Origin of the sequence: Winogradskya humida, from assembly GCF_016862215.1 — a bacterium.
Lineage (GTDB): Bacteria > Actinomycetota > Actinomycetes > Mycobacteriales > Micromonosporaceae > Actinoplanes > Actinoplanes humidus.
In genome coordinates, this window is record NZ_BOMN01000022.1 from 25,143 (window position 1) to 37,307 (window position 12,165).

Sequence of the window (12,165 nt, forward strand, 5' to 3'; positions counted from 1 at the left end):
ATGACTATCGCATCCGTGCTGGCGCTGGTGATGACGGCGGGCGCCGTTGCCGCGCCGGCACCCGTACCCATCTCCTGGACCTCCTGCGGCAATTCCGCAGAGTGCGCAACACTGCAGTTACCGGTCGATTGGAGCGATCCGGGCGGGGAGAAATTCGGCTTCCGGGTGGCGCGGCACCAGGCGAAACCGGAGCTCCGCGTCGGGACCCTGGTCTTCGGCCCCGGCGGCCCCGGTGACTCCGGCGTCGGCGTCATCACCGACCCGAAGCGGTTCGACCGGTTCAGCCAGGATCTCATCGACCGGTTCGACATCGTCAGCTATGACCCGCGCGGGGTGGGCCAGAGCAGTCCGATGCCGTGCCCCGCCCCGGCGTCACCCGTGATCACGAGCGCCGCGGACTTCGACCTGCGGATCCAGCAGAACCAGGCCGCCTGGGCGACGTGCCGCGAGGACTACGGCCCGCTCTGGGAGCATGCCGACAGCCTGAGCACCGTACGCGACATCGACGCGCTCCGGTCGGCACTGGGCGAACGTCAGCTGACGTTCCACGGCAGCTCCTACGGCACCCTCGTGGGGGAGCTGTACGCCGAGACGTACCCGTCACGGACCCGGGCGGTCGTCCTGGAGAGCTCCGTCGACCACAGTCAGCGGACCGCCGGTTTCCTGCGGACCCAGGCCTGGGCATTGCAGGACTCGTTCGACGCGTTCGCCGCGTGGTGCGACGCGACGGAGAGCTGTGCCCTGCACGGCAAGGATGTGCACGCCGAGTGGGCCGCCCTGCTCGACGCCGCCGGCCCGGACGAGCTGTGGGACCTGACGGCTACCGCACATCGCAGCATGTACGCGCCGGACTATGCGGGCTTCGCGGCCGCCATCGCCACCGGTGACATCGAGAAGCAGTCCGCGCCGCAGCCCACGACGGCGGTGTTCTGCAACGACTGGGCGCTGCCGGTCCGCGACTACGCGTCCTACCAGCGGCTCATCACGAGTAACGCGACCCGTGACTTGCGATACTCCGCCGGCGTCCTCGCGATCGGGACCTGCCTCGGCTGGCCGCAACCGGTGACGAACCCGCAGCACCGCCTCGACGTGCACACCCGCACGCCGCTCCTGCTGATCAACGCGCGGCACGACCCGGCCAGCGGCTACAACTGGGCGCGATCCGTGGCGGCCCAGCTCGGCCGGCACGGCGTGCTGCTCACGTACGACGGCGCGGGGCACGGTTCGTACAACAGATCCACCTGCGTGAAGGCGGCCGTGGACGCGTACCTGCTGAATCTGACCGTGCCACGCCGCGGAACGGTCTGCTAGAGGCCGGGCAGGTCGAGGGTGTGCGAGGTGTGGGTCGCCTTCGTGGCCAGGTAGCGCCGGTTCGCAGGGGACAGGTGCACGCCGGTCGGGATGCGTTCCTTCACCTCCACGCCGTATGCCTGGAGCTGGGTGGCCTTGTCCGGGTTGTTGCTCAGCAGGCGGATCTTCTCCGTGCCGAGCGCCAGCAGCATCTGCGCCGCGGCGGTGTAGTCGCGCTCGTCCTCGCCCCGGCCGAGCGCGACGTTCGCCTCGTAGGTGTCCAGGCCCGAGTCCTGCAGCGCGTACGCGTCGAGTTTCGCGTACAGGCCGATGCCCCGGCCTTCCTGGCGCAGGTAGAGCAGGTAGCCGCCGGTCTGGGTGATGCGTTCGACGGCCTCGCGCAGCTGCGGCCCGCAGTCGCAGCGCTCGGAGCCGAACACGTCGCCGGTCATGCATTCGGAGTGGGGCCGCACCAGGGGGACGCTGTCCGGGTCCGGGGAGCCGAGCTCGAGGGCCAGGTGCTCCTTGCCGTCGGCGAGGCCGTTGAACGTGTGCACCTGGGCGGTGGTGGAGTAACCGTCCGCGAAGCGCAGCGGAACCGTGACGCGGGTGCGGATCGTCGCCCGCTGTAACACCCGGCATTCCAGTGAGTCGGACATCGGCCCCCCAGTGTTGTTGATCTGTCGCATATTCGTACCCCTCAGTGCCCGGGTCAGTCCCGGAACCTGTCGGACAGTGCGTAACGCAACAGCACGACATCGCCTATCTGGCGCACTTCGGTCAGATCCGCCCGGCGCTGCGGTCCCCACGGGAAAGCCCCGTCGCTGACGAAACGGGGCGCCTTGGAATCGCCGACGAAGAACGGCGCGACCACGAGCTGCAGCTCGTCGGCGAGCCCGGCGGTGAGGAACTGGGTGTGCATGCTGCCACCGCCCTCGACCATGAGCCGGCCGACGCCGCGGTCGGCCAGGTCGGCGGTGACCCGGTTGAGGTCCAGGGGATCGCCGCCGTCGATGACGGTGGCGACACCGCCCAGCTTGCGCCGCGCCGACGGGAGCGCAGGTGACGCGCAATAGACGAGCTTGTCGGCCTCCCCGAGAGCGAAGAACCGGGCCGACGGGTCGAGGTCACAGCTGCTCGTGACGGTGACTTTGACCGGATCGGGGCAGACGCCGCGGGTGATCCGGGCGCGGCGCCGGGCCTCGTCGCGGATCAGCAGCCGCGGGTTGTCGGTGCGGACCGTGCCCGCGCCGACCAGGATCGCGTCGCAGGTCGCGCGCACCTCGTCCACCCGGTCGAAGTCCGCGTCGTTGGAGAGCAGGAGCCGTTCGTCGCCCGGGCTGTCCACGTATCCGTCGATGGACATGCCACAGCTCAGCAGCACGTACGGGCGATCTTTCACTGACCCAACATAGACCGAACCAACTGTGTCGGCACCCTCACGCACCGCTACCAACCAGCTGCCGCACCTGGGGCATCGGAAGGGAGACGGCGGGGGAGACGGGCGCCACCGCGCGGACCCGCATCTTGGTGATCGCCCGGTGGGCGATGACGAGCAGCCCGGGCAGTGCGGCCACGAAGGCGAACAGGCCGTAGACGACCGCGATGGTCAGGCCCTGGCCGGCGCTGAGACCGGCCGCGCCGAACGCCCACGCGGTGACCGCCTCGCGGGGCCCCCAGCCGCCGATGTTCACCGGCAGCGTCATGGCGAGCAGGGCCAGCAGCATCAGCGGCGCGAGCCGCAGCACGGAGGTCCCCGAGCCGGCCGCGCGGGCCGCGACCACGAACGTCGCGAGGTGCCCGGCGAGCACGATCGTCGAGGCGAGCACGATGCCCGGCCAGTTGCGGCGCGACAGCAGCCCGGCGCGGATCTCGGTGACCCCGGTGCGGGCCGCGCGGGCCCAGCGGGACGCCCCGGTGCGCAGCCGGCCGACCGCCAGCACCGCCAGCAGGGCGGCGGCGATGACGGCCGCGACGGCGAGGCCGATGACCGGGGCGTGGTCGTGCAGGTGGGACAGGACCGGCGACGGCACCGTGAACAGCACCACCAGGCCGACCGTGACGAGTACGACCTGACCGGCGGTGCGTTCGAGGACCACCGCGCGGACGCTCTTGCCGACGTCGCCGCCCTCACGGCCGTGCTGCACCGCGCGGTCCACGTCGCCGAGGATCCCGCCGGGCAGCGCCGCGTTGATGAACAGCGCCTTGTAGTAGTCGGCGATCGCCGTACGCAGCGAGAGCCGCATGCCCAGGCCGCGCGCGACCAGGCACCAGCGCCAGGCACTGAAGACCGTGGTGGTCACGCCGATCGCGAACGCGGTGCCGAGCGTCGTGGCGTCGATCACCCGCAGCCCGTCGAGGAAGGCACCGGTGCCCAGGCGCCAGAGCAGCACCGCGAGGATCGCCACCCCGCCGAGCACTCGGACCCACGCCCAGATCGATCGGTTCATTGCGACGCCACCTCCGGTTAGCCGTTCCTGCGACTAATACGTCCCGGTGGGGCCGTGCGGTTCAGTCTTTCTGGGCGTAAAGATCTTGATGGCCCACGGACACCCGCAACCCACCCGCCCCGGCAGCCGCCACCCGGTCCGCGAGGTAGTCGTCCAGCGCCAGCTCAGGGCGCTGTTCGGCGGCCGCGGCCACCCAGCCCTTCAGCCATTCCACGGTCAGTTCGCGCTGATCGGGACCGAGCTCCCAGGGGGTGGCCCGGGTGGTCACACTCGCCCCGGCCCGCGCGAAGGACTCCGCGGCCGCGCCGACGGCCTCCGGTCCGAGCAGCCAGCGGTCCCCGGTGTGACGGCGCTGGTGGTCGTTGAACGCGGCCACCACCTCCTCGTCGAGGGGGTGCGGCGGGTCCAGGGTCACCTCGCCGGCCACGGTCAGGGTGAACAGCGCCGGGGTGCCCGACGCCACGCAGATGTCGGCCAGGGCGGCCACCTCGTCGGAGGTGAACAGGTCGAGCAGCGCCGAGCACGTGACGAGCGACACCCCGGCCAGGTGCTCCGCGGTCAGGCCGGCCACGTCCAGCTCCGAGGTCTCCCCGGTCACCGGGCTGCCGTCGGCGGCGGCTTCAGGCAGATGAGACTTGGCGTACGCGAGGAGCGCCGGATCCCTGTCCTGCAGAATCCACCGCTGCGGGCCCGGCAACAGGGGAGCCAGCCACCGCCCCAGCGAACCGGCACCGCAGCCGAGGTCGCGGATCACGATCTCGCCACCGTTGCCGAACTCGGGCCGGGCCTTGATCGCGTCGATCAGGTCGGTCGCGCGGGCCGCCGCGTCGGCGGGCTCCCGCAGCAGCAGCCAGTCGGTGCTGAACTCTCCGGTCATGGTTCGAGTACCTCGCTCAGTTGTCGTGTCGTCTCGTCCCAGCCGCGCAGCGTGCCACGGCGGGCGCGGGCGGCGGCCCGCCAATCGGTGCGCAGACCGGGGTCGGTCAGCCAGCGCCGCAATGCGCCGGCCAGGGCTGGGGCGTCCCCCGGCGGCACGAGGCCACCCGGCACGGTCCCGTCCGGTGCGGTCCCGATCGCCTCGGGCACACCCTGGACCTCGGTGGCCAGCACGGGGATGCCCCGGGCCAGGGCCTCGGTGACCACCATGCCGTACGTCTCGGCGCGCGACGGCAGCACCAGAAGATCCGCCGCCGCATACGTCTCGTCGAGCGCCTTACCGGTCCTGGTCCCTACAAACCGCACCTTTTCGTACGCAAGAAGCGGCTGAACAAACGCAGGATCCCGGTCCAATGCGCCGGCGCAGACGCACTCCCAGTCCAGATCGTCCACTGTGCGCAGTGCCTCGACCAGCACGTCCTGCGCCTTGCGCGGCGTGACGGCGGCGACGCACAGCAACCGGTTGCCCGTCGCGCTCGGGTCGGTTTCCGGTGCCGGGTCGACGCCGGGCAGCGCTACCTGCACGCTGCCGTCCCGCAGACCGTGCAGGCCCTCGACGCGCCGCGCCGCACCGGCACTGGTCGCCACGACCGCTGACGCCGCACGGACCGTACGCCCTTCGAGCTCACTGAGCGTCGCGTCCGCCCCGGTCTCGTCACCGAGCGGCAGATGCACCAGCACCACGAGGCGTAACCGGTCGGCCTGTGCCTCGATGGCGTCCGGCGCCGCACACGCCACCAGGCCGTCGAGCAGCACCGTCGCGCCGTCCGGGATGTCCGCGAGAACCCGCCGCAGCCGTGCCCGGGACGCGTCCGAGGGGTGCGGCCACTCGCCGGTGAGGGCGAGCTCGTGCACGTCCCGGGTCCTCGCGAGGCCGGTCAGCACCCGCCGGTCGTACGTGTTGCCGCCGCTCGGTGCCGCCGGGTCGTCGATCCCGCCCGGCAGCACCGCCCAGAGCGGATCGGTCACAGATCTCTCTCATACGAGGCCCACGCGATGTGGGACTCGTGCAGCGTCACCGCGATCCCGGTGAGCCCGCCCGCGCCGGCCCCGAGCCCGCCGTCGGCCGCCTTGGCCGCGAGCCGGTCGGCGATGACCTTCGCCAGGAACTCCGTCGACGTGTTGATCCCGGTGAAGTCGGTGTCGTCGTCCAGGTTCTTGTAGCTCAGGCCCTTGCAGATGGCGCCGAGCTCCTGCAGCGCGAGGCCGATGTCCACCACGATGTTGTCGTCGTCCAGCTCGGGACGCTTGAACGTGGCGTCCACGACGAACGTGGCGCCGTGCAGCTTCTGGGCCGGGCCGAACACCTCCCCGCGGAAGCTGTGGGCAACCATGATGTGATCACGGACGGTGACGCTGAACATTCACGCTCCAGACGTGTAGGTGATGAGGTGGCAGAGCGCCGGTAGCTCTCCGCTGGTCAGCCTGGGCATGACCCCGGGCAGCTCGGCGAAGTCGGACTCCCCGGTGAGCAGGGCGTCGAAGACCGGGTCGGCGAGCAGGTCGAGGGCCGTGGCCAGGCGGTCAGCGTACGTGCGGCGCCCGCGCCGGGCCGGGGCGATCCCGCCGACCTGGCTGCTCTTGACCACCAGCCGCCGGGAGTGGAAGAACTCCCCGAGCGGCACGCTGACCTGTTTGTCCCCGTACCAGCTGAGCTCGACGACGGTTCCCTCGACGGCGAGCAGCTCGAGCGAGCGGGCCAGCCCGGCCGAGGTGGCGCTGGCATGCACGACCAGGTCGCAGTCGCCGGCCGCGTCCGCGGGCAGGGCGAAGTCCACGCCCATCGCGGCCGCCAGCTCGGCGCGTTGCGGGTTCGCGTCCACCAGCTGCAGTCTCACGCCGGGGAAGCGGGACAGGATCGCGGCCACGCTCGCGCCGACCATGCCGGCGCCGACCACGGCGATCCGGTCACCGATCAGCGGCGCGGCGTCCCAGAGCCCGTTCAGCGCGGTCTCGACCGTGCCCGCGAGGACGGCCCGGGCGGCGGGGACGTTCTCCGGCACCACAGTGACGGATTCCACGGGTACGACGAAGCGCGTCTGGTGCGGGAAGAGGCTGAACACCGTACGCCCAAGAAGCTCCGCCGGGCCTTCTTCCACCACGCCGACGTTGAGGTAGCCGTACTTGACGGGGGCCGGGAAATCGCCCTCCTGGAACGGCGCACGCATCGTGGCGTGCTGATTCTCCGGAACACCACCGCGGAACACGAGCGTCTCGGTGCCCCGGCTGACCCCCGAGTGCAGGGTCCGCACGAGCACCTCACCGGGACCCGGTGCGGGCACCTCCACGGGCCGGATCTCGCCCTCGCCGGGCGCCGTGATCCAGAACGCGAAATCCGTCACCGGCGATCTCCTTCCGCAATCGATGAACCGAAGCCGCCGCACCAACGTGATGCAGGAGGACAGCGGCAACCATACGCGGGACCCGATCTTGCGCCCCCGGAGGCACGGTGACCATGAGTATCGGCACGATGACGGCCAGGCCCGCCCGAGGACCCCTCGCGGGCCTCGTGGCCCACCTCGTCCTCAGCACCGCCCTCGCGGCGACGACGGGGCTGACCGGCAACGGCTGGGTGGCCGGCATCGCGTACGCCATCGCGCTGTATGTGCTGCTCCGGACGGGTCTGGAACGGGCCGGCATGCGCGCCCTCGGCGCTGCCAACGCGGTCACCCTGGGCCGCGCGGTCCTGGTCGGCGGCGTGACCGCCCTGGTCGTCACGTCGTTCTCGCAGTCGATCTCACTGCCCGTGCTGGTGACCCTGGTGGGCGTCGCCCTCGCCCTCGACGGCGTGGACGGCCAGGTCGCCCGTCGCACCGGCACCACGTCCCCGCTCGGCGCCCGCTTCGACATGGAGATCGACGCGTTCCTCATCCTGGTCCTCAGCGTGTACGTCGGCAGCACCTACGGCTGGTGGACGATCGCGATCGGCGCGTTCCGCTACGTCTTCGTCGCCGCGATGTGGGCCGCCCCCTGGCTGAACGGCGCCCTGCCCCCGAAGTTCTCCCGCAAGGTCGTCGCCGCCCTGCAGGGCGTGGTCCTGGTGGTGGTGACGGCCAACCTGCTGCCGCACGGGTTGTCCTTCGCCGCCCTGGCCGTCGCGCTGATCACCCTCACCTGGTCCTTCGGCCGCGACATCGCCTGGCTGCGCCGCACGGAGCTTGCCCGCCGCACGACCGCCGCCCGCACCCCGCTCACCCGCCGCATCCCGGCCGCCCGCATCCCGTCCCAGCGCCGCCGCCGCACCGCCTCGGCCAACGCCTGACCACTCACCCCGGCCCGGTTGATGGACTGGCCCCGGTCAGCCGGCTTTGCCCTGGTCTGTTTGGTTCGGTCCCCGTGCTCTGGCCCGGCCCGGCCCGGTCGGGCGGCCCGGCCCGGCCGGTTGGGCCGGGCCGCCTGCTGGCTCGCTTCTACCCGTGGCTTGCCTTCGTGATGTGTCCCGGTGGCTTGACCCGGGGCGGCAGGATGGGGCGCATGAAATTGATCGCGGTGATCATCTCGGCGGTGGCTGTTGTTGTTCTGGTCACGGGTGGGGCCGTGTGGGCGGCGAAGCGTGGCGGGGACGGGCCGGCGATCCCGGATCGGGTCATGCTGCAGGCCGAGGATCTCAACGGTGTCGAGCCCGCGCCCGCGGCGGACGAGGAAGGTCTCCCGCAGCCCTGCGCCGACTCCCCGGTGCCAGCGCCTGTCGCCAGCCGTGCCATCGCCGCTGACTACCTGCCGCGGGCCCGGGTGCACGAGTTCGTCGCGGAGTTCCCGGAGACCGTGGCCGGTTCGTACATCGCGGCGTTGAAGGAGCAGCTCGGCCGGTGCAAAGTGGGCGGCGGCGAGGACGGGTTCCGGCTGATCGCCGAGGACCCGATCGGACCCGGCACGGTGCTGTTCAGCAAGCAGTATGACGAGGGTGACCGCTGGGTGGCGTACACCGCTGGTGTCACCGGCCGCTACGTCGTCATCATCTCGGTGACCGACCCGGTCGTGGGCGGCGCCGACTTCACGACCGCGAACGACCTGCTCGCTGAAGGACTGCGCCGAGCCGCCCAGTAATGGTCCGGTATGCCGCCCACTGAGAGGTCCAGGCAGCGAGGTCGAGCATCCAACCCGCGTTCGCCCCGCCGACTTCGCCGCCCATTTCTCCCCAGTCGGCAATCCGCAGACCGCGCGGGGTCACGATCAGGTTGGCCGGCCCGAGATCGGTGTGCACAAGCGTGGTGCCGTCCATCGCGGGATGCTCGAACCCGAGCCGCCCCGCCGGACTGAACAGCGACACGTCGGGCGCTGGGCAGCAGGATTTCGCCGCGGGTCCGGGTCACATACGGTGGATGGTTCCCTCCGGGGCGGGCGGGACCACGTCCGGGTGCAGGATGGCGGCGATTGCTTCGATGCCGTTGATCAGGCGGGGGCCGGGGCGGACCACCAGGGCGTCGCCGTCGATGGCCCAGACCTCGGCGTCGGGGAAGTGGGGCGCTACCAGGGCGGCCTGTGAGACCGCGCCGGCCAGGTGGAAGCCGCAGGGGGTGACCAGGACGATGTCGGGGCGGGCGGCGATCAGCGTAGGCCAGGTTGTTTCGATCGAGCGTTGGCCGGGGCGGGCCGATACCGGGTTGCCGCCCGCGGCGGTGATCAGGTTGGGGACCCAGTGGCCACCCGAGAACGGCGGGTCCACCCATTCGACGATGGCCACGCGGGGGCGCCGGCGGCCCTCGACGGCGGTGGCGATCGCGGCCAGTCGTGCCCGTAGGTCCGCGACCAGGCTTGCCGCCCGTGCGGGGACCCCGGCTCGCCGGCCGACCTCGGTGATCGTGGCGAGCACGTCGTCCAGGGTGTGCGGGTCGAGGGACAGCACATCCGAGTGGCAGCCGAGATGGTCGAGGGCGTCCTCGACGTGGTCCGAGGGGAGGGCGCACACGCGGCACAGGTCCTGCGTCAGGATCAGCTCGGGGTTCAGCTCCGCCAGGGCTCCGGCGTGCAGGGTGTAGAGGTCCTCGCCCGCCGCCATGCGGCCCTTCACATACGCGTCGATCTCTCCGGGGGTCATGCCGCGCGTGTCTCTCCCGCCGACGACCACTGCCTTGTCGGTACGCGCTGACGGCGGCTCGTCGCACTCGAACGTGACGCCTACGAGGTCGTTGCCGAGGCCGAGGGCGTACACGATCTCGGTGGCGGAGGGGAGCAGCGAGACCAGGCGCACACCGGCGAGCCTATCCCCGGCAAGGTGTGGCTGGGCTGCGGGGACCGCGCTGTACTCGTACTCATCCGCGATGCCTGGGAGGGCCTGTGAACGACATCAAGCTGGGCGACGTGACCGTGATGCGGGTCGAGGAGAGCGACGGGCCGATCATGCCGGCCGGGGCGTTCTTCCCGGATCTGCCGGCGGCGGCGTGGGAGGAGCAGCGGGCGGTGCTCGTGCCCGAGCATCTGGACGGGGAGATGGTGCGGGCGGCTATGCAGACGTGGGTGCTGCGTAGTGAGGGGCGGACCGTGCTGATCGATACCGCCGTGGGTAATGACAAGGTGCGGCCGGCTGTTGCGGCGTGGGACCACCTGGATGTCGACTTTCTGGGACGGCTCGCCGCTGTGGGCGTACACCCGGATGATGTTGACCTGGTGGTGAACACGCATCTGCATGTCGATCATGTCGGGTGGAACACGCGGCTCGTCGGCGGGGAATGGGTGCCGACGTTTCCGAATGCGACCTACCTGATGCCCGAGGTGGACTTCGCGTACTGGAACCCGGCGAACAACCCGGCGATCGCGGGCGGGGTCAACGAGAACGCGTACGCGGACAGCATCGCCCCCGTGCACGCGGCGGGGCAGGTGCGGTTGTGGCGGGACGCGTACCGGATCGACGGGAATCTGCGGCTGGAGGCCGCGCCCGGGCACACACCGGGGCATGGTGTGATCGTGCTGGAGTCAGGTGGTGACAAGGCGCTGTTCGCGGCGGACATCATGCACACGCCGTTGCAACTGCCGCACCCGGAACACGCCAGCTGCTTCTGCGACGATCCGGCGCAGGCGCTGACCACCCGGCGCAGGCTGCTCGACTGGGCCGCCGACAACCGCGCCCTGGTGCTTCCCGCCCACTTCAGCGGTGCGCACGCCCTGGAGATCGAGCGGGCAGGTGGCGCGTACGCGGTCAAGAACTGGGCGTAACCGCGTCGTTCACCTGAAATTCACACCGGACATGCCAGGGTCGGCGGGTGCCACTTCCCGATCTTGCGTCCTACAGCCCTCATCGGACGGTTCTGAACGCCGCATTCGAGGGGGTCAGCGTGCCCGGTCTGCGCGCGGAGTTCTTCCATCGCAGCGAGGGGGAGCGGACCGCCTCGGTGGGACGGTACTCACTGGGCGGGCAGTACCTGCTGATGGCGTGGGGCTGGACCGATGAGGAGCATTGTTCCTGGTCGTCGGTCCGGGACCCGGCCGGGTTCTGGCATCCCGAGCGCGCGGGCCACCCGGTGGTGCGGATCCTGCGGGCGGGCCCGGGGCCGGACGCGCCCGTGACCGGGATGGCCGTGCGGGCGCCGTCCGGCGAATGGGTCACGGCCGACCGGGGGCCGGTGCCGGTGCGGTGAGCATGAAAGTTGGCGCGCCGGCTTTCCCCCGTGGAAGCCGGCGCGGCCCTTGATCATCGTCGCGGGCGGAGGCAGGCGCTGGGCATCGGCCCGCAGGTCCCTCTAACGGGCTACAGCACCGGCGCCGACCGGGACAGGTTGCGCGCGATGAGGTCGAACGCCGCCGGGAGGCAGGTGCTCCAGTAGCCGTAGTTGTGCCGGCCGTCGGCGTACGTCGCGGTGACCAGCGGCAGGACCTCCTGCAGCGCCTTCACGTGGTCCAGGAAACCGTCGTCCTCGCCGCACCAGAGCCCGACGGGCACTTCTCGCAGCGTGCCTGCCTGCACGAACACGTCGTCACCCGCGCTGACGGCGGGGGAGAGGGCGGCGACGGCGGTGACGAAGCCGGGGAACCGCTCCGCGAGCAGCAGCGACCCGTACCCGCCCATCGACCAGCCCAGCGCCCCGAACGACTCCGTGGCGAACCCGAGATCCTCGCACCAGCGCGGGATCTCCTCGTGCACCATCTTCTGCGGGTCGTCGTCGCCGTTCGGGCGCCACGCGAGCCGGTCACCGGTCGCGCCGGCGAGCACGAACGGCGGATTGCCGCGGCGCACGGAATCGGTCACGAATCTGCCCAGGCCCATGGCGGGGAAGTCCGCCGCGACCTTCGACCCGCCGTGCAGCACAAGGCACACCGGGAGGCCCTTCCCGTCACCGTGCCCCTCGGGAACGGCCGTGTAGAAGTCGACGGTTCGCCCCCGGGCCCGCGACTTGTGCTTGACCAGGCGCTCGTCGCCGACCGGTGCGTCCGGGATCACCGGCTCGGCGGCGGTCATCCTCGACCGCGCGTACCCACCCGCGGCCACCACGGCCCCGGCCGCGGCGACCGCGCCGGCGCCGGTCAGCAAAGTTCGTCTTCTCATCGTCGTGAA

At 71.3% G+C, this 12,165-nt stretch carries 14 protein-coding genes; 5 read left to right on the forward strand and 9 right to left on the reverse strand.

Annotation, left to right across the window (positions count from 1 at the left end):
* The gene (locus tag Ahu01nite_RS08390; RefSeq protein ID WP_203835861.1) at positions 1–1,311 is read left to right on the forward strand and encodes an alpha/beta hydrolase; all 1,311 of its coding nucleotides are present in this window, start codon (positions 1–3) and stop codon (positions 1,309–1,311) included.
* Here Ahu01nite_RS08390 and Ahu01nite_RS08395 read toward each other — a convergent pair.
* From Ahu01nite_RS08395 to Ahu01nite_RS08425, 7 genes are all read right to left on the reverse strand, one after another.
* A complete protein-coding gene (locus tag Ahu01nite_RS08395; RefSeq protein ID WP_203835862.1) occupies positions 1,308–1,949 on the reverse strand; it encodes a GTP cyclohydrolase II in 642 nt (213 codons plus the stop codon). The two genes, Ahu01nite_RS08390 and Ahu01nite_RS08395, sit on opposite strands and share 4 nt — an antisense overlap.
* A gap of 53 nt (positions 1,950–2,002) precedes the next feature.
* Complete coding sequence (locus Ahu01nite_RS08400; protein ID WP_203835863.1) at positions 2,003–2,692, reverse strand: RibD family protein; 690 nt, start codon at positions 2,690–2,692, stop codon at positions 2,003–2,005.
* 37 nt (positions 2,693–2,729) lie between these two features.
* Positions 2,730–3,740, reverse strand: a complete 1,011-nt coding sequence (locus Ahu01nite_RS08405; RefSeq protein ID WP_203835864.1) for a lysylphosphatidylglycerol synthase transmembrane domain-containing protein — start codon at positions 3,738–3,740, stop codon at positions 2,730–2,732.
* A gap of 61 nt (positions 3,741–3,801) precedes the next feature.
* Positions 3,802–4,617: a class I SAM-dependent methyltransferase gene (locus Ahu01nite_RS08410; RefSeq protein WP_203835865.1), complete on the reverse strand. Its 816-nt coding sequence runs from the start codon at positions 4,615–4,617 to the stop codon at positions 3,802–3,804.
* A complete protein-coding gene (locus tag Ahu01nite_RS08415; RefSeq protein WP_203835866.1) occupies positions 4,614–5,645 on the reverse strand; it encodes a glycosyltransferase family 4 protein in 1,032 nt (343 codons plus the stop codon). Before Ahu01nite_RS08415 ends, Ahu01nite_RS08410 begins: the two co-directional genes overlap by 4 nt.
* Complete coding sequence (locus Ahu01nite_RS08420; protein ID WP_203835867.1) at positions 5,642–6,040, reverse strand: 6-pyruvoyl trahydropterin synthase family protein; 399 nt, start codon at positions 6,038–6,040, stop codon at positions 5,642–5,644. The genes Ahu01nite_RS08415 and Ahu01nite_RS08420 overlap by 4 nt, the downstream gene beginning before the upstream one ends.
* Positions 6,041–7,018: a zinc-dependent alcohol dehydrogenase gene (locus Ahu01nite_RS08425; RefSeq protein ID WP_203835868.1), complete on the reverse strand. Its 978-nt coding sequence runs from the start codon at positions 7,016–7,018 to the stop codon at positions 6,041–6,043. It lies immediately after the preceding gene.
* A 113-nt stretch (positions 7,019–7,131) separates the two neighbouring features.
* Between Ahu01nite_RS08425 and Ahu01nite_RS08430 the strand changes: the two genes are divergently transcribed.
* Together Ahu01nite_RS08430 and Ahu01nite_RS08435 are read left to right on the forward strand one after the other, a co-directional pair.
* Positions 7,132–7,938 carry a CDP-alcohol phosphatidyltransferase family protein gene (locus tag Ahu01nite_RS08430; protein WP_203836002.1) on the forward strand — a complete coding sequence of 269 codons (807 nt, stop codon included), beginning with the start codon at positions 7,132–7,134 and terminating at the stop codon, positions 7,936–7,938.
* 212 nt (positions 7,939–8,150) lie between these two features.
* On the forward strand, positions 8,151–8,723 hold the full coding sequence (locus tag Ahu01nite_RS08435; RefSeq protein ID WP_203835869.1) for a hypothetical protein: 573 nt from the start codon (positions 8,151–8,153) through the stop codon (positions 8,721–8,723).
* A gap of 262 nt (positions 8,724–8,985) precedes the next feature.
* Here the strand turns inward: Ahu01nite_RS08435 and Ahu01nite_RS08440 are convergent, their stop codons facing one another.
* Positions 8,986–9,867: an ABC transporter substrate-binding protein gene (locus tag Ahu01nite_RS08440; protein WP_203835870.1), complete on the reverse strand. Its 882-nt coding sequence runs from the start codon at positions 9,865–9,867 to the stop codon at positions 8,986–8,988.
* Positions 9,868–9,953: 86 nt separating this feature from the next.
* Here Ahu01nite_RS08440 and Ahu01nite_RS08445 point away from each other — a divergent pair, with 86 nt between their 5' ends.
* Both Ahu01nite_RS08445 and Ahu01nite_RS08450 read left to right on the forward strand, forming a co-directional pair.
* A complete protein-coding gene (locus Ahu01nite_RS08445) occupies positions 9,954–10,829 on the forward strand; it encodes an MBL fold metallo-hydrolase (RefSeq protein ID WP_203835871.1) in 876 nt (291 codons plus the stop codon).
* Between the two features lie 119 nt (positions 10,830–10,948).
* Positions 10,949–11,251 carry a hypothetical protein gene (locus Ahu01nite_RS08450; RefSeq protein WP_203835872.1) on the forward strand — a complete coding sequence of 101 codons (303 nt, stop codon included), beginning with the start codon at positions 10,949–10,951 and terminating at the stop codon, positions 11,249–11,251.
* Between the two features lie 110 nt (positions 11,252–11,361).
* Here Ahu01nite_RS08450 and Ahu01nite_RS08455 read toward each other — a convergent pair whose 3' ends face one another.
* On the reverse strand, positions 11,362–12,156 hold the full coding sequence (locus tag Ahu01nite_RS08455) for an alpha/beta hydrolase (protein ID WP_203835873.1): 795 nt from the start codon (positions 12,154–12,156) through the stop codon (positions 11,362–11,364).
* Positions 12,157–12,165 lie beyond the last annotated feature (9 nt).

Bases quoted from the DNA above. Each gene is read 5' to 3' on its own strand.
- Ahu01nite_RS08390 (WP_203835861.1), top strand. From the start codon at position 1: ATGACTATCGCATCCGTGCTGGCGCTGGTGATGACGGCGGGCGCCGTT.
- Ahu01nite_RS08395 (WP_203835862.1), bottom strand. From the start codon at position 1,949: ATGTCCGACTCACTGGAATGCCGGGTGTTACAGCGGGCGACGATCCGC.
- Ahu01nite_RS08405 (WP_203835864.1), bottom strand. From the start codon at position 3,740: ATGAACCGATCGATCTGGGCGTGGGTCCGAGTGCTCGGCGGGGTGGCG.
- Ahu01nite_RS08410 (WP_203835865.1), bottom strand. From the start codon at position 4,617: ATGACCGGAGAGTTCAGCACCGACTGGCTGCTGCTGCGGGAGCCCGCC.
- Ahu01nite_RS08420 (WP_203835867.1), bottom strand. From the start codon at position 6,040: ATGTTCAGCGTCACCGTCCGTGATCACATCATGGTTGCCCACAGCTTC.
- Ahu01nite_RS08430 (WP_203836002.1), top strand. From the start codon at position 7,132: ATGAGTATCGGCACGATGACGGCCAGGCCCGCCCGAGGACCCCTCGCG.
- Ahu01nite_RS08435 (WP_203835869.1), top strand. From the start codon at position 8,151: ATGAAATTGATCGCGGTGATCATCTCGGCGGTGGCTGTTGTTGTTCTG.
- Ahu01nite_RS08455 (WP_203835873.1), bottom strand. From the start codon at position 12,156: ATGAGAAGACGAACTTTGCTGACCGGCGCCGGCGCGGTCGCCGCGGCC.